Here is a 17,325-nt window from a genome sequence, read left to right as displayed (position 1 = left end):
ACCCTTCATCCTTCAAGCCTCTGCCTGAATGCCAAAGGGTAAGTTAATAATTATTTATCACGTTGGATTATATAGCTCGCTAACGCTTCCAATGCGGTAGTGTCTAACGACTGGCGAGCAAGTCCTTCCAGCGCCCGGAGAGATTCCTGATAGAGATCCCATGCTTTGGTTTTGGCATTTTCCAGCCCAAGCAGTGCAGGGTAGGTACTTTTACCGAGTTGCTGATCGGCTCCCTGGCGTTTACCCAGTGTTGCGGTATCACCGATGACATCGAGAATGTCGTCCTGTACCTGGAATGCCAGGCCGATACTTTCGGCATAATGATCAAGCAAAGGCAGTGCGTTACGGCCTGCATCACCTGCGCTCAATGCGCCCATACGGACAGCAGCACGAATTAACGCACCTGTTTTATGACGATGAATACGCTCAAGGCTTTGCAGGTCTACATGCTTACCTTCGGCTTCCAAATCCAACGCCTGGCCACCGCACATTCCGGCAACACCACTGGCCGTTGCCAGTTCTTTTACCATCGCGAGTCTGTCCGCAATCGCCACTCCAGGCATTGGGGCATCACTTAGTATAGAAAACGCCAACGTTTGTAGGGCGTCACCGGCTAAAATGGCGCTCGCTTCACCGAATTTAATGTGGCAAGTCGGTTGCCCGCGGCGTAAATCGTCGTCATCCATGGCTGGTAAATCGTCATGGATCAATGAATAAGCGTGGATGCACTCAATTGCCGCAGCTGGAGCATCCAGGGTTTCTTGCGCTATGCCAAACATTTCCCCGGTCGCGTAGACCAGGAACGGGCGAAGTCTCTTGCCGCCAAATAGTGCGCCATAGTGCATTGCCTCAACCAGAGGAGTGTTCTGAAACGGCAGCGGCGCTAAAAAACGCAGCAGCGCATCGTTGGCCCGCTGGGCTTGGGCCTGCAACTGATGGTTAAAATCCATTTACTCGTTTTCCGCGGTAAAGGGCTTGAGTGGGGCGTCTTCGCTATCGTTTAGCAGGATTTGCACGCGTTGTTCCGCTTGTTGCAGTTTCACCTGACCCTGGCGCGCAAGTTGCACACCACGTTCAAATTCATTTAACGCCTCTTCGAGTGCTAAATCGCCGCTCTCAAGACGAGTAACTATCTGCTCAAGCTCCACAAGCGCAGTTTCAAAGCTGGCCGTGACTTCGGTTTTTTTCGGCATAGTGAATGTCTGACTCTAATAATTTTTGCGACTCTGCCATGGTAGCGGAGTCATTTGTGTAACGCTATGGCTGACTGTTAGTGATATACTTTTGCGCCTCGGATGTAACGGCACACTCGCCGCTGCAATTCTTTAAGTCCTTCAGCCCGCATATTTCATTATGTATGGCTCACAAACAAATCATGAGCGCCATGAAGTTTATCATTAAATTGTTCCCGGAAATCACAATCAAGAGTCAATCTGTGCGCATACGCTTTATTAAGATGCTCACCGGGAACATTCGTAACGTTTTAAAACACTACGATGAAGAAGGTCTGGCGGTTCTCCGCCACTGGGACAACATCGAAGTTCGCGCCAAAGATGAAAACCAGCGTATCGCCATTCGTGAAGCGCTGACCCGTATTCCAGGTATTCACCATATTCTGGAAGTGGAAGATGTGCCGTTTACCGATTTGCACAATATCTTTGAACAGGCGCTGGAGCTTTATCGCGAGCAACTCGAAGGCAAAACCTTCTGCGTGCGTGTGAAACGTCGTGGTAAGCATGAGTTCAGCTCTATCGAAGTTGAGCGTTATGTTGGTGGCGGTCTGAATCAACACATTGAATCAGCTCGCGTAAAACTGACTAAACCGGATGTCACGGTTAATCTGGAAATCGAAAACGACCGTCTGCTGCTGGTAAAAGGCCGTTATGAAGGTATTGGCGGCTTCCCGATTGGCACACAAGAAGATGTGCTGTCGCTGATTTCCGGTGGTTTCGACTCCGGCGTTTCCAGCTATATGCTGATGCGTCGTGGCTGTCGTGTGCATTATTGCTTCTTTAACCTCGGCGGTGCTGCGCACGAAATCGGCGTTAAACAAGTTGCGCATTATCTGTGGAATCGCTTTGGTAGCTCCCACCGCGTGCGTTTCGTGGCGATTAACTTCGAACCGGTTGTGGGTGAAATCCTCGAGAAAGTTGAAGACGGCCAGATGGGCGTGGTGCTGAAGCGTATGTTCGTGCGTGCCGCTTCCCGTGTTGCTGAACGCTACGGCGTACAGGCGCTGGTGACGGGTGAAGCGCTGGGTCAGGTTTCCAGCCAGACACTGACCAACCTGCGTTTAATCGACAACGTTTCCGATACGCTGATTCTGCGTCCGCTGATCTCTCACGATAAAGAGCACATCATCGATCTGGCGCGTGAAATTGGTACTGCTGATTTTGCGCGTACCATGCCGGAATACTGCGGTGTTATCTCTAAAAGCCCAACAGTGAAAGCGGTGAAGGCGAAGATTGAAGCGGAAGAAGCCAACTTTGACTTCTCTATTCTGGATCGCGTGATTGAAGAAGCGACCAATATCGACATCCGCGAAATCGCCAACCAGACCAAAGAAGTGGTGACGGAAGTTGAAACCGTTGACGCATTTGGCCCAAATGATGTGCTGCTGGATATTCGTTCTATCGACGAACAAGACGAGAAGCCATTTAAGCCAGAAGGCGTAGAAGTAGCTTCACTGCCGTTCTATAAGTTGAGCACCAAGTTTGGCGATTTGGACCAGAGCAAAACCTATTTGCTGTGGTGCGATCGTGGTGTGATGAGCCGTTTGCAGGCGCTGTATCTGCGTGAGCAAGGCTTTGAGAACGTGAAGGTTTACCGCGCGTAATTTTCTACGCCCTCATCCCGACCTTCTCCCCCAGGAGAAGGAGAAGTGCACTTCCCTCTCCATCAGGGAGAGGGTCAGGGTGAGGGCAGTTTTAGTAATCCCGATAGCTGTAAATTCCCGCCGCCATCACCAGTTGTTGTGAAACCTCATGGGCTTTTTCACGGCTCACCAGTAAATCGATAATCTTCAGTGCAAAATCTATTGCCGTGCCTGGCCCCTGGCTGGTCAGCAGGTTGACGCGTGGATCCCAGACAATGCGTTTATCTTGCCATTGGGATTCTGGAATCGTCTCTTTCAAGCCAGGAAATCCGGTCATGTTTGCTACCGGGAACAGCTCATGCGGAACTAATACCGTTCCGGCTGCGGCACAAATGGCGGCGACAATGCGTCCTGATAAGTGAAACTGGCGTACGGTTTCAACCAATAGCGGGCTATCGCGGAAACATTCCGCACCTTTTAAACCGCCGGGAAGCACGATGATATCGAACTCACCGTCAGCTACTTCAACTAATGGCGCATCCGCCAGCAGTTTTACCCCACGCGAGCAGGTAATGGTCAGATTACCGTCACTGGCAACGCTCGCAGTCGTGACGCTAATTCCGCCTCGCACCAGAAGATCAATGGTCGTAACAGCTTCTGTTTCTTCAGTTCCAGGAGCCAGGCAAACCAGTGCTCGAGCGCTCATACTCATTCTCCTTACGCTTTATCAGCTCATACAAGCGGTTGTTCACCGGCACGCAAAGGCCATGAACGCGCGCGCGTTGCAGTAAATAACCAGTGATGTAATCAATCTCAGTGTGGCGTTGAACCCGCACGTCTTGCAGCATCGACGAGATGTTCTCACCAGTGCTTTCGATAACTTCGCCAACATAAAAAAGCAGTGCTTCGGCAGAGGTGTGATGCCCTTCGCGCTCCATCACTATGGCGACTTCGTTGCATATATCGCTCACTTCATCCTGATGATGGCGCAATTCACCATTCGGGCAATTGTAGAGCGCAGTGAGGGGGTTAATCACACAATTCACCGCGAGTTTCTTCCAGCTCGCCGCAAGGATATTGTTGTGCCAGGCCATATCCGGTAGCGTGCGATGCAGAATATCGGCGAGGTAGCTAAAATCCCGGCCTGCTACATTACCAGGGCCAATGTGCGTAGTGCCATTGGCGACGTGAATAATAATATTGCCATCGCGACGCGCCGCATGGGTTGTGACGCCGGTTAAAAGTGGCTGGCGCAACGACTGCAACTCTTCAATGGTTCCCATCCCATTATGCAGTAGCAGAATAGGGCAATGGGACGGAAGTTTGGTGGCCAGTGCTTTCACTGAGCCGGAAACCTGCCAGGCTTTTAGTGTCACCAGCAATAAATCGCTGCTGGCGAGAAAGTCAGGATCGTTGGCGGTGAGCGTTTGATTGAACACGCTACCGTCAGTTTCGACCACGTTGACATGACAAAAGGGCTGCGGGACTCGCAACCATCCTTGAACTTCATGTCCTTGCTTATAAAGCGATGCCAGCCAAAGTTGACCGAGCGCACCGCAACCTAGCACGGTGATTTTCATTTTGCCTCCCCATCTGCACAAAGCCGCAGATGTTTTTGCTTAATCTATATTATACAGGGCTCTCTCCTGCTTTAACGGGTTGTTTTGCTCGGCCCAGCAGGTATTATGCAACGCAACAAAAAGAGAGGGAGAAGAAAGCATGCCATCTTTTGACATCGTGTCTGAAATTGATATCCAGGAAGTGCGTAACGCGATTGAAAACGCGGAACGTGAGGTTGCAACTCGTTTTGACTTCCGTAATGTGCCAGCGACATTTGAACTGAATGAGAAAAATCAGTCCATTAAAGTTGCCAGCGAGTCTGATTTCCAGGTCAACCAACTGTTGGATATTCTTCGTGCCAAGCTACTTAAGCGTGGTATCGAAGGGGCTTCAATTGATGTGCCAGAAGAGTTTGTGCACAGCGGTAAAACCTGGAGCGTTGAAGCTAAGCTCAAGCAGGGCATTGAATCGACTATCGCCAAGAAAATTGTGAAGCTGATTAAAGACAGCAAGACCAAAGTTCAGGTGCAGATTCAGGGCGAAGAACTGCGCGTAACGGGTAAATCCCGTGACGATTTACAGGCCGCAATGGCGTTGGTTCGTGGTGGGGATTTGGGACAACCGTTCCAGTTTAAAAACTTCCGCGACTGATTCTGGTACGCCCTCACCCCGACCCTCTCCCCCAGGAGAGGGGGAAAACCGGACTGTTCCCTCTCTCTCAGGAGAGGGGAAAACCGGACTGTTCCCTCTCTCTCAGGAGAGGGGGAAAACCGGACTGTCCCCTCTCCCTCAGGGAGAGGGCTAGGGTGAGGGTTGTTTCACCAACTGTTCAATCTCAAACCGGTTCGTCAGCTTGCTGTCTATCTTCACGTAAGCGCTGCGTTCCTGAGTAAAAATATTCACTTCACTCACACCTGCCTGAGTCAGCAGACGCTGCTTCAGCGTTTCGTCGTCGGCCACATCTTCAGGTAATTCAATCCGTAGACTTGCCACGTAAGGCGGTTCGGTCATGGTGCTGCTCACCAGTAACCACACCATCGCCAACAACGCACCGGCCAGGAACACGGTTTGCGAATCAAATAATCCATCAATCCATCCACCGAATGAACCGCCAATCGCCACGCCCAAAAACTGGCTGGTGGAATAAATCCCCATCGCCGTGCCTTTGTAACCCGCAGGTGATTCTTTGCTGATAAGCGACGGTAAAATGGCTTCCATCAGGTTAAAGGCGAGGAAGAACAACTGCACACCTAACACCAGTTCCCAGAAGTGCGGGCCGGAACCCCACAGCACAATTTCAGCAATCAGCAGTAGCGCAACGCAGCCCACAAACACGCGCTTCATGCGGCGTTTTACTTCGGCATAAATGATAAATGGCACCACGGAGACGAACGAAATGAGCATGGTACAAAGATAAACTTTCCAGTGCTCCGAAGCCGGGAAACCTGCTTGCTCAAGCTGACCGGGGAGGGCAACAAATGTCGACATCAGCATGATGTGCAGGCACATAATGCCGAAGTTCAGCTTCAGTAATTTAGGTTCTGCCAGCACTTTGCTAAAGCAGCCTTTCACCATGCCGGACTCGCGGTTTAACACATGGCTTTTGGTGTTCGGAACCACCCACAGGGTGATCAAAATGCCGCAGCTTGCCAGAATCGCAATCATCCAGAACAGCGCATTTAAACCCAGGCTGTGCGTAATGATTGGCCCAAGCACCATGGCGATGGCAAAGGTGACACCAAAACTGACGCCGATAAATGCCATGGCTTTGGTACGATTCTGCTCGCGCGTTAAATCAGAAAGCAGCGCCATTACGGCGGCGGCAATCGCACCGGAACCTTGTAAGGCACGGCCAAGAATCACGCCCCAAATCGACGTAGAAAGTGCCGCAATCACGCTGCCGAGGACAAAGATCAGTAAGCCACCCACAATAAGCGGTTTGCGGCCAATACGGTCGGAAAGCAGGCCAAAGGGGATCTGGAAGATAGCCTGCGCCAGTCCATAAATTCCGATGGCGAGGCCAATCAGCGCTTCGCTCGCGCCCTGCAACGCCATGCCGTAAGTGGTAAGAACCGGCAGTACCATAAACATGCCGAGCATGCGCAGTGAAAATACTGAGCCTAAACCCCACGTCGCACGTAATTCGACGGGCGTCATTTTGTAATCGTTCATTACCACCTCAGATAAAAAGCAGGTCTTAGTGTAGTGCGTGGGCAGGGGAGGGTAAATGTCTAGTTATTGAAAAGATATTACATGAGGGAATGATTGATGAAACTAATAAAAAAGGGCACCGAAGTGCCCTTTCAAGAGGTTCACGACTTACCAGACGTAAGTCAGCAGATTATGTGAATCTGGCACCATGAAATCGACCGACATCATCACGCTGAGTGATGTGATCGCGACAATAGAAAAGACGAACAATTTGCGCGCCCAGACTTTGTCGTCTTCCACTTTATATCCCCGTAGTGCCATGCCCAACCACCAGACGCTTACCGCAGCAGCCACCACCAGATATTTATATCCAGCGTAACCGCCAAGAGACAGCATCAGCGTTGCGACAGCAAACGCAATGATATACAGCGTGATATGGTTCTTCGCGACCGAAATGCCTTTAACTACGGGCAGTACCGGGATGTTCGCTGCCTGGTAATCTTTAAAGCGGAAGATGGCAATCGCATAGGAATGCGGCATCTGCCACAGGCTAAAGATGGCCAGCAGGATCAAAGCACCGGTATCAAACTCGCCGGTCACAGCACAGTAACCAATCACTGGTGGTGCTGCGCCCGAAAGGCTGCCAATCAGGGTGCCGTAGACAGATTTGCGTTTCATGTACAGGCTGTATACGCCGACATACACCACAAAGCCCATCACGCCTAACCACATGGCGAGCGGATTAGCACCAAACCACAGCAGCATGAAGCCAGCAATACCCAACAAGGTGGCGTATACCAGCGAGGTTTTCGGCGCAATCAGACCCTTGACCATAACCCTGTTCTTGGTTCGCTCCATCTTACGGTCGATGTCGCGGTCAATGAAGTTGTTGTAGACACAACCCGACGCCACGACCAACGACACCCCGACGAGAGTGGCGAAAAACAGGGAATAATCAATGCTGCCCTTTGAGGCCAGTAAAAATCCCCCAATGACAGAGATCAAGTTGCCGAAAATAATTCCTGGTTTGGTTACTTGCAGGTATCGCTTTATCATATAAACCGCTCTTAATGAACCATCATGTTCTGGTTGAGGTTCCACATAATCCAGATAGAGCCGACCACCAGAATGGCGATTATCAGCGCGGTAAAGACAAAGGCCACCAGGTTCCAACGCTCTTCAGAAGAGGTGTTCATGTGCAGGAAGCACACCAGGTGAACCAGAATCTGTACCACTGCACTTACCAGTACCACGCCGAGAATCATGGCGTGGGAGGCAGTACCTGTCATTACCATCCAGAACGGGATTGCCGTCAGGATAATCGACAGGATAAAACCGGTCATATACGTTTTAACGCTACCGTGGTGGGCGCCTGCGTGTTCAGTTGAATGACTCATTACATCGCCCCCATCAGGTAAACAACAGAGAATACACAGATCCATACAACGTCCAGGAAGTGCCAGAACAAGCTCAGGCACATCAGGCGAGTACGGTTAGCGCTGGTCAAGCCGCGACGGTAAACATGGAACATCATCAGCGCCATCCAGACCAGACCAGAAGTTACGTGCAGACCGTGCGTACCGACCAGAGCAAAGAAGCCTGACAGGAAGCCGCTACGATCCGGGCCATAACCTTCAACAATCAGATGATGGAATTCATAGATTTCCATCCCGACGAAGCCCGCACCAAACAGGAAGGTCAGCGCCAGCCAGGAGATAACCTGGCTTTTGTTGCCTTTGTTCATGGCGATGATCGCCATGCCATAGGTGATGGAGCTGAACAACAGCAGGGCAGTTTCGACCAGCACAAACGGCAGTTCGAAAATGTCTTTCCCTGCCGGGCCGCCGGCAGTGCCGTTCACCAGAACGGCATAGGTAGCAAACAAGCAACAGAACAGAATGCAGTCGCTCATCAGGTAGATCCAGAAACCAAAGACTTTATTGGTTCCTGCATCGTGATGCCCATGCTCCGCGGCGTGGGCGTTAGCGTGAGTGAGAGTTTCAGTTGACATTTTTCAGCCCTGCTTTGGTAATTTCATCGAAATGCTGGTTTTCCAGTTTTTCGACTTCCGCAACCGGAACGTAGTAATCCACATCTTCGTCGAAGCTTTTTGCAATCCAGGTGATGATGATGCCGGCAAAGCCAACAATCGCCAGCCACCAGATGTGCCAGATCATCGCGAAACCAAACACGGTAGCGAACGCGGCAATAACGATGCCCGCAGCGCTGTTACGTGGCATATGAATCTCTTCATAATGCGTTGGCTGTTTGTACGCTTCACCTTTCTCTTTCATTTCCCAGAATGCATCACGCTCATGAACGTGTGGCAAGTGAGCAAAGTTGTAGAACGGAGGAGGGGAGGATGTTGCCCACTCCAGCGTACGGCCACCCCATGGGTCACCCGTCAGGTCGCGGTTCTGCTCACGGTCACGAATAGAAACGTAGAACTGAATCAGCTGCGACAGGATACCCAGTGCAATCAAGCCTGCGCCACAAGCTGCAATGACCAGCAGGGTGTGGAACTGTGGATCGATTTGCTGGCTCAAACGACGGGTCATACCCATGAAGCCCAGCACGTACAGCGGCATAAACGCGACGAAGAAGCCGATGATCCAGAACCAGAAGGCGCGTTTGCCCCAGGTTTCGTTCAATGTGAAGCCGAACGCTTTTGGCCACCAGTAAGTCAGACCTGCGAAGCAACCGAATACCACACCACCGATAATGACGTTATGGAAGTGAGCAATCAGGAACAGGCTGTTATGCAGTACGAAGTCAGCACCTGGAACCGCTAACAGAACACCGGTCATGCCACCGATAGAGAAGGTGACGACGAAGCCAATGGTCCACAGCATCGCAGAGTTGAACACGATACGGCCCTGGTACATGGTGAACAGCCAGTTGAAGATCTTCACCCCTGTTGGGATGGCGATAATCATGGTGGCGATACCAAAGAAGGCGTTGACGTTCGCGCCGCTGCCCATGGTGAAGAAGTGGTGCAGCCAAACGATGAACGACAGTACGGTAATCGCGATGGTCGCCCACACCAGTGAGGTGTAACCGAACAGACGTTTTTTCGAGAATGTCGCAACCACTTCTGAGAACACACCAAACACCGGCAGCACCAGAATGTAAACTTCTGGATGGCCCCATGCCCAGATGAGGTTGATATACATCATCATGTTGCCACCCATATCATTGGTAAAGAAATGGGTGCCAAGGTAGCGGTCAAGGGTTAACAGTGCGACGGTCACGGTAAAGATAGGGAATGCCGCGATAATCAGTACGTTGGTACACAGCGAAGCCCAGGTAAATACTGGCATTTTGAACATCGTCATGCCAGGTGTACGCATATTCAGGATAGTAACGAAGAAGTTAATACCTGTTAATGTCGTACCGATACCCGAGAGCTGTAGACTCCATATCCAGTAGTCGACCCCGACGCCCGGACTGTACTCAATGCCCGATAGCGGTGGATAAGCAACCCAACCGGTCTGTGCGAATTCACCCACCCCAAGGGACAGGTTAACCAGCACCACACCCACAACGGTGAACCAGAAGCTCAGGTTGTTCAGGAATGGGAAGGCAACGTCACGCGCACCAATCTGCAACGGCACGACAATGTTCATCAGGCCGATAACAAATGGCATCGCTACGAAGAAGATCATGATTACGCCGTGGGCGGTAAAGATCTGGTCGTAGTGATGAGGTGGCAGGAAGCCTGCTTCTCCAGCGGAAGCCAGAACTTGCTGGCTACGCATCATAATGGCGTCGGCAAAGCCACGCAGCAGCATGATTATCGCAACAATCACGTACATTATGCCGAGGCGTTTGTGGTCAACCGAGGTGAACCACTCTTTCCATAAATATTCCCACTTACCGAAGTAAGTGATAGCTGCAACTAGCGCCAGTCCTCCGACGATAATCGCGGCCACCGTAACCATGACAATGGGTTCATGGAATGGGACTGCATCCAGTGTAAGTTTTCCGAACATCGTATTATTCCTCGGCCCCTTTAGTGAGAGGTTTGGGCGTTACTCATGTCCATGCCTTCCATTCCTTCGTGCGCTGCGTGCTCGCCTTCAGGTTGGGTCATGTCCATGCTCTTCCCGTGCTCCATGAATTTGTTAATAACGTCTTTAAACAAATCAGGTTTAACAGCGGAGAAGTATTCGACTTTGTTGTATTCGCTTGGTGCTGCAAGCTTCTCGTAAGTTGCCATGTCATTCATGACTTCCGGAGATTGTTTCGCTTTAGCGACCCATTGGTTAAAGGTGTCCATATCCGGCGTGGCGATAGCCTTGAACTTCATACCGGAGAAACCTTTACCGCTGTAGTTAGACGAAATACCGTCGTAGGTGCCTGCTTCATCTGCAATCAGGTGCAATTTGGTCTGCATACCTGCCATTGCGTAGATCTGGCTACCCAGTCGTGGAATAAAGAAGGAGTTCATCACCGAGTTAGAGGTGATTTTGAATTCCACCGGGGTGTTGGCTGGGAAGGCAATTTCATTCACCGTCGCAATACCTTGCTCTGGGTAGATGAAGAACCATTTCCAGTCCATAGCGATAACTTCAATGGTAACCGGCTTCGCATCGTGAACCAGCGGTTTGCTTGGCTCAAGGGCGTGCGTGGTTTTCCAGGTCAGAACCGCGAGGAAAATGATGATAAGGATGGGAATCGTCCAGACGACAGCTTCAACTTTGTTGGAGTGGGACCAGTTGGGGCTGTATTTGGCGTCTTTGTTTGATGCCCGATATTTCCAGGCAAAACCGATAGCCATTGCGATAGCTGGGATAACGACAATCAACATCAGCCCAAGAGCTGTCAGTATCAATGAACGTTGTTCCAGTCCAATTTGTCCTTTGGGGTCCAGAAGTGCAGAATCACAGCCACTGAGTAAAAATGTGCCTGCAATTAATGACAACCATCCCAAACTTTTATTGTATTTCCTGAGTCTCATTTAACGACCTCAATTCCAGGGAGCTCTATTGTCGTTTAAAGTGTGAAGGCATTTTACGGGAAGGTTACATTACTGTAAACATGAATGGCATGGTGTCAGTGTGGTGTTACCAGGTTCTGCCGACAATGTCACATAGAATGCAACAAACTGTAAAATATCGAGATAGCCCGCATGCTGTCTGGGTTATAACGAAAACCCGCCTTGACGTAAATAGTACAGGTTAATTGGTATAACCAATCATTTTAATAAACATAATTTTAACAAATTAGCATCAATTGATAAACGAAATGATCTACAGAATAATTTAGGCAAAAGCTGAATCGGTTAAATGCAGGGTGAAAATAATTTTCCTGCTAATAATCTAAAAAAAGAGTCTTGCTTTCGATAAATAATTCAGCACGGAAAAGAGTGTTTATTAATTAATCAATATAGTCACGCTGCGCAACTTATTATTTCTGGAATAAATCAGAGCGTTTACATTAAAGCTGTTTTACGTAATGCCAGATAATCAAGCACCCCGCCAAACACAATGCCTCCGATAGCGAACAACGCTCCCCATTCCAGGAACTGGATGTTGAACGCCCAGTTTGTCAGACCTGTCGCATTGGTAATCAGCACCACTAACCAGACCGCCAGAAGTGCACAGCCCAGCGTTAAGGCACGTAGAGCGATGCGATAGGCTGAAGAAAACTCGCTTCTTGGGATGAAGCTATCGTTATTCTGGGTGTATTCGAGGGTCGTTTTACAAACCAGTAATAACAAGATGCCCGGAACCGCAGCGAAAACGGAGAACAGGTAAAATGTCGGCCAACCCTGCGCTTCGACAAACCAACCGGCTATCGGCCCCACATAAACACGCCCTACCGCTGACAGGGCAGAAAGCAATGCAAATTGAGTCGCAGAAAATGATTTATTACACAGCGTCATCAGAAGTGCGACAAATGCTGCCGTGCCCATACCGCCACAGAGATTCTCAAAGAAAACCGCCGTTGCCATGCTGATCATATGTTTATCGGTAATTGAGAGGATCCAGTAACCGGCATTGGATACCCCCTGCAAAATGCCAAATATCAGTAAGGCGCGAAACAGCGACAGGCGCTGCATCAAAATACCGCCATAGAGGGCACCGATAATTGTGGCAATCAGACCCAGCGTTTTATTCACCATGCCGACTTCACCGGCGTCAAAACCCACACCGCGAATCAAAAATGTCGTCGTTAAACTCATGGCGAACGCATCGCCGAGCTTATACATCACAATCAGCAGCAGAATCAGCCATGCATTGTTGCGGCCAAAGAAATCGCGCAACGGGGCGACCACTGCTTGTTCCAGACTTCGGGGGACGGGGATCGCGTCTGTTGGTTCCGGGGCGAGTAAAGTGGCGATAATACAAGGCAGCATCAGTGCCGCCATCAGCCAGTACATGCCTTGCCAGCCAAGGTATCTGTCCGCAAGCCAAAGTGCTAAACCGCCAGAAACCAACATCGCCAGACGATAACCCAACACGCTGATTGCAGCACCCGTGCCACGTTCTTCGGCTGGGAGAACATCCGTTTTCCAGGCATCGAAAACGATATCTTGCGAGGCAGAGCAGAAAGCAATAATGACCGCCAGCGCCGCCATCCAACGCAACTGCGAACCCGGTTCCAGGAACCCCATTCCGGCAATCGCAATCAGCAGCAGAACCTGCGTAATAAGCAACCAACCACGACGCCGGCCCAGCAACGGCGGCGTATATCTGTCCATCACTGGCGACCACAGGAACTTAAACACATAGGCTTGCCCGACGAGCGAGAAGAAACCAATGGTTTTAAGATCGATATTCTCAACCGTCATCCATGCCTGAAGTGTGCCGGATGTGAGGGCGAGAGGGAGGCCAGAAGCAAAGCCTAAAATCAAAAGGATGGCTGATTTTGGCTGCTGAAAAAGACGAAGATAATGGTTGGGCATACTTTGCTCTAAAACCAGCCCGCATGATGCGGGCTGGTGAGGTATTAATTAACGAGCGTTCTGCTTAATAAAATCATGAACGCTGGTGTCCTGGGCCATATCAGCAATGGTATCAGTCAATACAGAGTTTACTGCATTGGCGATATTCTTGTTGGTAGCCTGGAACGCACCTTCTACGTTGTAGTTAGATCGGTAGTTTTTGGTCATCTTTGTGCCATTTTTGGCCGTCGCAATAATCACGATATCGGCTTTAGTGGCGATGTTGTATCGCACGCTGCCCTGAGAGACGTCAGCATACAACTGGTTTACGATGATTTGTAAGTCTACCGGGCTGTTAGGCCCAATCATATAACCACGGGCAGTCATCTGTTTTTCCAGAACTTCTTGCAGCAGGAAACGCAGATCACGAGATGGGGTCAGTGTAACCAGTTGGTTATCACGAGTGACTTTTGCCAGAGCCTGGTCTTTGCGTTGGTCCGCACCGTTGATGCTTACAGTTACGCCCATCAGGCTTGGATCTTGCTGTGGCAGGCTGATAGTTGGTGAAACATCAATAGTGGTTGGAGGTGTTGCACAGCTGGCCAGCATAAAAATGGCAACCAACGGGAATAATAATTTTTTTAACATGTTCGCTATCTCAATGTACTCAAGGGGCAGGCAGATAAAAAATCACGCCATCATAACACTGCATGTGCCCAGTGGAAGCAGTTAACGCACGTAATTTCATCGCGTTGCGCTTTTTCTGAGCGGTTGCAAAGCTATCTGACCATTTTGCCCATGATTAGTGCCGTAATCACATTAAGCTACAGGGGCTTGGGGAAGGAAATCGGACGAAAGCTAAATAATTGTTGAAATTCCGTTATTAAAACGGCTAAAAGCGGCTAACATTTAAAGGGATGAGTGGCATCTCTACTCTACGCAGTCGAGGAGAAAGTTCATGATGATGCGCGAGCAAATAGAATCAAAATTAAGGGCAGCGTTTGAACCCGTGTTCCTGGAAGTCGTGGATGAAAGCTATCGTCACAATGTCCCGGCGGGTTCAGAGAGCCATTTCAAAGTGGTTTTGGTCAGTGACCGTTTCGCTGGTGAGCGTTTCTTAAATCGCCATCGAATGATTTACGGAACATTAAGTGCCGAACTTTCTACCACCGTTCATGCATTAGCCCTGCACACCTACACAATTAAAGAATGGGAAGGTTTGCATGATACTGTTTTAGCCTCTCCACCTTGCCGTGGAGCAGGATCAATCGCCTGAAGTTAACCTTCAGGCTTGCAACTTAGGGAACTTTTCCTTTATGTTGCGGTATATGAATCGTGTTTTATTAAACGGCCTGCGGGCCGTTTTGTTTTGTCTTAAATCGCCCTTGTTGTTCCAGGGTTTGGGCAATAAATCCAAAAGAACTGTGAAAAGGGCCGCAGCAACACTGTGTTGCCGTTCTCGACTCACCTTGGTGATGCCGCTATAATGCTGCGTCTTATTTTTCGGAATGTCTTCGGGACGATTCTGACGACAGGGAATGTGATTCTGATTCAGAAGGCATCCCGGTTCTGTGGAGCACAAATCAGCGCTTCCAGAGTTGACCGAGCACTGTGATTTTTTGAGGTAACAAGATGCAAGTTTCAGTTGAAACCACTCAGGGCCTTGGCCGCCGTCTCACGATTACTATCGCTGCAGACAGCATCGAAACCGCTGTAAAAAGCGAGCTGGTCAACGTGGCAAAGAAAGCCCGTATCGACGGTTTCCGTAAAGGAAAAGTGCCGATGACCGTTATCGCACAACGCTATGGCGCTTCTGTTCGCCAGGACGTGTTGGGCGAACTGATGAGCCGTAACTTCGTTGACGCGATCATCAAAGAAAAAATCAATCCAGCTGGCGCACCGAACTACGTTCCAGGCGAATACAAACTGGGCGAAGACTTCACCTATGCGGTTGAGTTTGAAGTGTACCCAGAAGTTGAGCTGCAAGGTCTGGAAGCAATCGAAGTAGAAAAACCGGTTGTTGAAGTGACTGACGAAGACGTTGATGCAATGCTGGACACCCTGCGTAAGCAGCAGGCGACCTGGAAAGAATCAGAAGCTGCTGCAACTGCAGAAGACCGCGTAACCATCGACTTCACTGGTTCTGTAGACGGCGAAGTATTCGAAGGCGGCAAAGCGTCTGACTTCGTACTGGCAATGGGCCAGGGTCGTATGATCCCAGGCTTCGAAGACGGTCTGGTTGGTCATAAAGCTGGCGAAGAATTCACTATCGAAGTGACTTTCCCAGAAGATTACCACGCTGAAAACCTGAAAGGTAAAGCGGCTAAGTTCGACATCGTTCTGAAGAAAGTTGAAGAGCGTGAACTGCCAGAATTTACTGAAGAATTCATCAAACGTTTCGGCGTTGCTGATGGTTCTGTTGCAGGTCTGCGTACCGAAGTGCGTAAAAACATGGATCGTGAGCTGAAAGGCGCTGTGCGTAACCGCATCAAGTCTCAAGCAATCGACGGTCTGGTTAATGCGAACAACATCGACGTACCAGCTGCACTGATCGACGGCGAAATCGACGTTCTGCGTCGCCAGGCTGCACAGCGTTTCGGTGGCAACGAGAAACAAGCGTTGGAACTGCCACGTGAGTTGTTCGAAGAACAAGCTAAGCGTCGTGTTGTTGTTGGCCTGCTGTTGGGTGAAGTGATTCGTACCCACGAGCTGAAAGCTGACGAAGAACGCGTTAAAGGTCTGATCGAAGAAATGGCTTCTGCCTACGAAGATCCGACTGAAGTTGTTGAGTTCTACGGCAAAAACAAAGAACTGATGGACAACATGCGTAATGTTGCTCTGGAAGAACAAGCTGTTGAAGCAGTACTGTCTAAAGCGAAAGTGTCTGAAAAAGCGACTACCTTTAGCGAACTGATGAACCAACAAGCGTAAGCATAATTTTTGGCATCATCGCCAAAATATTGCTGCATCAAGCCCGTCACCCACAGGTGGCGGGCTTTTTTTATCAGTGACTCCCTGAAAACCCATCAATAAAACGCAGTTTCAGGGTTAGCGTAACAAGAAAAGGTTGTTATGCTTGAAACAGGGTAAGCTCATCCCCATAAATACGGGTATGGCTAGAAATGAGGATCCCTGACTGATAATCCGTCCAATTAAGGTTGCGAGGCGCGCAAGGAGCGTAGTCTTCTTTTTGCGTCTCAAGTAGAATCAGTGCATCAGGTATCGAAGGCTTAATTATTCCAGGAGACGGAAATGTCATACAGTGGCGAAAGAGATCAATTTGCACCCCATATGGCCCTGGTGCCGATGGTTGTTGAACAGACATCGCGTGGCGAGCGTTCATACGATATCTATTCCCGTCTGCTCAAGGAACGTGTCATCTTTATGACAGGCCAGGTCGAAGACCATATGGCTAACCTGATTGTGGCGCAGATGCTGTTTCTGGAAGCAGAAAACCCAGAAAAAGACATCTATCTCTACATCAACTCACCAGGCGGCGTGATTACTGCCGGTATGTCTATCTACGATACGATGCAATTTATTAAACCAGATGTCAGCACTATCTGTATGGGACAAGCCTGTTCTATGGGCGCTTTCCTGCTGACCGCTGGGGCTAAAGGTAAGCGTTTCTGCTTGCCGAACTCACGCGTGATGATTCACCAGCCGCTGGGTGGCTATCAGGGACAAGCAACGGATATCGAAATCCATGCGCGCGAAATTCTGAAAGTGAAAGCTCGTATGAACGAACTCATGGCGCAACATACTGGTAAGTCTCTGGAAGAAATCGAAAGAGACACCGAGCGTGACCGTTTCCTCGCTGCAAGCGAGGCGGTAGAGTACGGATTAGTTGACTCAATCCTGACTCACCGTAGCTAACGCCCGAAAACAGTGAGCCGTATACTATAGTTGA

17 protein-coding genes are annotated in these 17,325 nt (G+C 49.9%); 5 read left to right on the top strand and 12 right to left on the bottom strand.

Going from position 1 to position 17,325, the window contains the following annotated elements:
* Positions 1-50 precede the first annotated feature (50 nt).
* Together ispA and xseB are read right to left on the bottom strand one after the other, a co-directional pair.
* Positions 51-950, bottom strand: a complete 900-nt coding sequence (gene ispA / locus RHD99_RS18995; RefSeq protein ID WP_270140266.1) for a (2E,6E)-farnesyl diphosphate synthase — start codon at positions 948-950, stop codon at positions 51-53.
* Positions 951-1,193 (bottom strand): exodeoxyribonuclease VII small subunit, encoded by a 243-nt coding sequence (gene xseB, locus RHD99_RS18990; protein WP_270140264.1) that lies wholly within the window; start codon positions 1,191-1,193, stop codon positions 951-953. It lies immediately after the preceding gene.
* A gap of 191 nt (positions 1,194-1,384) precedes the next feature.
* Between xseB and thiI the strand changes: the two genes are divergently transcribed.
* Complete coding sequence (gene thiI, locus RHD99_RS18985) at positions 1,385-2,836, top strand: tRNA uracil 4-sulfurtransferase ThiI (RefSeq protein ID WP_183271337.1); 1,452 nt, start codon at positions 1,385-1,387, stop codon at positions 2,834-2,836.
* A 91-nt stretch (positions 2,837-2,927) separates the two neighbouring features.
* Here thiI and yajL read toward each other — a convergent pair whose 3' ends face one another.
* Together yajL and panE are read right to left on the bottom strand one after the other, a co-directional pair.
* A complete protein-coding gene (yajL, locus tag RHD99_RS18980; RefSeq protein ID WP_183271336.1) occupies positions 2,928-3,521 on the bottom strand; it encodes a protein deglycase YajL in 594 nt (197 codons plus the stop codon).
* On the bottom strand, positions 3,481-4,395 hold the full coding sequence (gene panE, locus RHD99_RS18975) for a 2-dehydropantoate 2-reductase (RefSeq protein ID WP_309875911.1): 915 nt from the start codon (positions 4,393-4,395) through the stop codon (positions 3,481-3,483). The genes yajL and panE overlap by 41 nt, the downstream gene beginning before the upstream one ends.
* A 139-nt stretch (positions 4,396-4,534) precedes the next feature.
* On the opposite strand from panE, the gene RHD99_RS18970 reads away from it, so the two are divergent.
* Complete coding sequence (locus tag RHD99_RS18970) at positions 4,535-5,026, top strand: YajQ family cyclic di-GMP-binding protein (protein WP_064516617.1); 492 nt, start codon at positions 4,535-4,537, stop codon at positions 5,024-5,026.
* A 150-nt stretch (positions 5,027-5,176) separates the two neighbouring features.
* Here the strand turns inward: RHD99_RS18970 and RHD99_RS18965 are convergent, their stop codons facing one another.
* The 8 genes from RHD99_RS18965 to RHD99_RS18930 all read right to left on the bottom strand — a co-directional run bounded on the left by RHD99_RS18965 (position 5,177) and on the right by RHD99_RS18930 (position 14,063).
* Positions 5,177-6,547, bottom strand: a complete 1,371-nt coding sequence (locus tag RHD99_RS18965; RefSeq protein WP_309875907.1) for an MFS transporter — start codon at positions 6,545-6,547, stop codon at positions 5,177-5,179.
* Positions 6,548-6,694: 147 nt separating this feature from the next.
* Positions 6,695-7,582 carry a heme o synthase gene (gene cyoE / locus RHD99_RS18960; RefSeq protein WP_183271333.1) on the bottom strand — a complete coding sequence of 296 codons (888 nt, stop codon included), beginning with the start codon at positions 7,580-7,582 and terminating at the stop codon, positions 6,695-6,697.
* 11 nt (positions 7,583-7,593) lie between these two features.
* Positions 7,594-7,923: a cytochrome o ubiquinol oxidase subunit IV gene (locus tag RHD99_RS18955; protein WP_183271332.1), complete on the bottom strand. Its 330-nt coding sequence runs from the start codon at positions 7,921-7,923 to the stop codon at positions 7,594-7,596.
* Entirely contained in the window at positions 7,923-8,537 is a 615-nt protein-coding gene (locus RHD99_RS18950) for a cytochrome o ubiquinol oxidase subunit III (protein ID WP_183271331.1), read from the bottom strand. Before RHD99_RS18950 ends, RHD99_RS18955 begins: the two co-directional genes overlap by 1 nt.
* On the bottom strand, positions 8,527-10,518 hold the full coding sequence (cyoB, locus tag RHD99_RS18945) for a cytochrome o ubiquinol oxidase subunit I (protein ID WP_309875903.1): 1,992 nt from the start codon (positions 10,516-10,518) through the stop codon (positions 8,527-8,529). Before cyoB ends, RHD99_RS18950 begins: the two co-directional genes overlap by 11 nt.
* Positions 10,519-10,538: 20 nt before the next feature.
* On the bottom strand, positions 10,539-11,486 hold the full coding sequence (cyoA, locus tag RHD99_RS18940) for a cytochrome o ubiquinol oxidase subunit II (protein ID WP_183271329.1): 948 nt from the start codon (positions 11,484-11,486) through the stop codon (positions 10,539-10,541).
* Between the two features lie 474 nt (positions 11,487-11,960).
* The gene (ampG, locus tag RHD99_RS18935) at positions 11,961-13,436 is read right to left on the bottom strand and encodes a muropeptide MFS transporter AmpG (RefSeq protein WP_309875901.1); all 1,476 of its coding nucleotides are present in this window, start codon (positions 13,434-13,436) and stop codon (positions 11,961-11,963) included.
* Between the two features lie 48 nt (positions 13,437-13,484).
* On the bottom strand, positions 13,485-14,063 hold the full coding sequence (locus RHD99_RS18930) for a lipoprotein (protein WP_183271327.1): 579 nt from the start codon (positions 14,061-14,063) through the stop codon (positions 13,485-13,487).
* 310 nt (positions 14,064-14,373) lie between these two features.
* Here RHD99_RS18930 and bolA point away from each other — a divergent pair, with 310 nt between their 5' ends.
* The 3 genes from bolA to clpP all read left to right on the top strand — a co-directional run bounded on the left by bolA (position 14,374) and on the right by clpP (position 17,291).
* Entirely contained in the window at positions 14,374-14,691 is a 318-nt protein-coding gene (bolA, locus tag RHD99_RS18925) for a transcriptional regulator BolA (protein ID WP_183271326.1), read from the top strand.
* 356 nt (positions 14,692-15,047) lie between these two features.
* A complete protein-coding gene (tig, locus tag RHD99_RS18920; protein ID WP_309875900.1) occupies positions 15,048-16,346 on the top strand; it encodes a trigger factor in 1,299 nt (432 codons plus the stop codon).
* 321 nt (positions 16,347-16,667) lie between these two features.
* Entirely contained in the window at positions 16,668-17,291 is a 624-nt protein-coding gene (clpP, locus tag RHD99_RS18915; protein WP_034457992.1) for an ATP-dependent Clp endopeptidase proteolytic subunit ClpP, read from the top strand.
* Positions 17,292-17,325: the final 34 nt, after the last annotated feature.

The sequence above is a fragment of the Buttiauxella selenatireducens genome, from assembly GCF_031432975.1.
Classification (GTDB): Bacteria; Pseudomonadota; Gammaproteobacteria; order Enterobacterales; family Enterobacteriaceae; genus Buttiauxella; species Buttiauxella selenatireducens.
This window is presented reverse-complemented; position numbering and strand designations above follow the sequence as displayed.

What these genes read in the sequence shown, in the direction of transcription:
- RHD99_RS18930 (WP_183271327.1), bottom strand. Translation starts at nt 14,063, where the DNA reads ATGTTAAAAAAATTATTATTCCCGTTGGTTGCCATTTTTATGCTGGCC.
- tig (WP_309875900.1), top strand. Translation starts at nt 15,048, where the DNA reads ATGCAAGTTTCAGTTGAAACCACTCAGGGCCTTGGCCGCCGTCTCACG.
- cyoE (WP_183271333.1), bottom strand. Translation starts at nt 7,582, where the DNA reads ATGATAAAGCGATACCTGCAAGTAACCAAACCAGGAATTATTTTCGGC.
- RHD99_RS18955 (WP_183271332.1), bottom strand. Translation starts at nt 7,923, where the DNA reads ATGAGTCATTCAACTGAACACGCAGGCGCCCACCACGGTAGCGTTAAA.
- clpP (WP_034457992.1), top strand. Translation starts at nt 16,668, where the DNA reads ATGTCATACAGTGGCGAAAGAGATCAATTTGCACCCCATATGGCCCTG.
- cyoB (WP_309875903.1), bottom strand. Translation starts at nt 10,518, where the DNA reads ATGTTCGGAAAACTTACACTGGATGCAGTCCCATTCCATGAACCCATT.
- RHD99_RS18950 (WP_183271331.1), bottom strand. Translation starts at nt 8,537, where the DNA reads ATGTCAACTGAAACTCTCACTCACGCTAACGCCCACGCCGCGGAGCAT.
- ampG (WP_309875901.1), bottom strand. Translation starts at nt 13,436, where the DNA reads ATGCCCAACCATTATCTTCGTCTTTTTCAGCAGCCAAAATCAGCCATC.
- xseB (WP_270140264.1), bottom strand. Translation starts at nt 1,193, where the DNA reads ATGCCGAAAAAAACCGAAGTCACGGCCAGCTTTGAAACTGCGCTTGTG.
- RHD99_RS18970 (WP_064516617.1), top strand. Translation starts at nt 4,535, where the DNA reads ATGCCATCTTTTGACATCGTGTCTGAAATTGATATCCAGGAAGTGCGT.
- RHD99_RS18965 (WP_309875907.1), bottom strand. Translation starts at nt 6,547, where the DNA reads ATGAACGATTACAAAATGACGCCCGTCGAATTACGTGCGACGTGGGGT.
- yajL (WP_183271336.1), bottom strand. Translation starts at nt 3,521, where the DNA reads ATGAGCGCTCGAGCACTGGTTTGCCTGGCTCCTGGAACTGAAGAAACA.
- cyoA (WP_183271329.1), bottom strand. Translation starts at nt 11,486, where the DNA reads ATGAGACTCAGGAAATACAATAAAAGTTTGGGATGGTTGTCATTAATT.
- panE (WP_309875911.1), bottom strand. Translation starts at nt 4,395, where the DNA reads ATGAAAATCACCGTGCTAGGTTGCGGTGCGCTCGGTCAACTTTGGCTG.
- thiI (WP_183271337.1), top strand. Translation starts at nt 1,385, where the DNA reads ATGAAGTTTATCATTAAATTGTTCCCGGAAATCACAATCAAGAGTCAA.
- ispA (WP_270140266.1), bottom strand. Translation starts at nt 950, where the DNA reads ATGGATTTTAACCATCAGTTGCAGGCCCAAGCCCAGCGGGCCAACGAT.
- bolA (WP_183271326.1), top strand. Translation starts at nt 14,374, where the DNA reads ATGATGATGCGCGAGCAAATAGAATCAAAATTAAGGGCAGCGTTTGAA.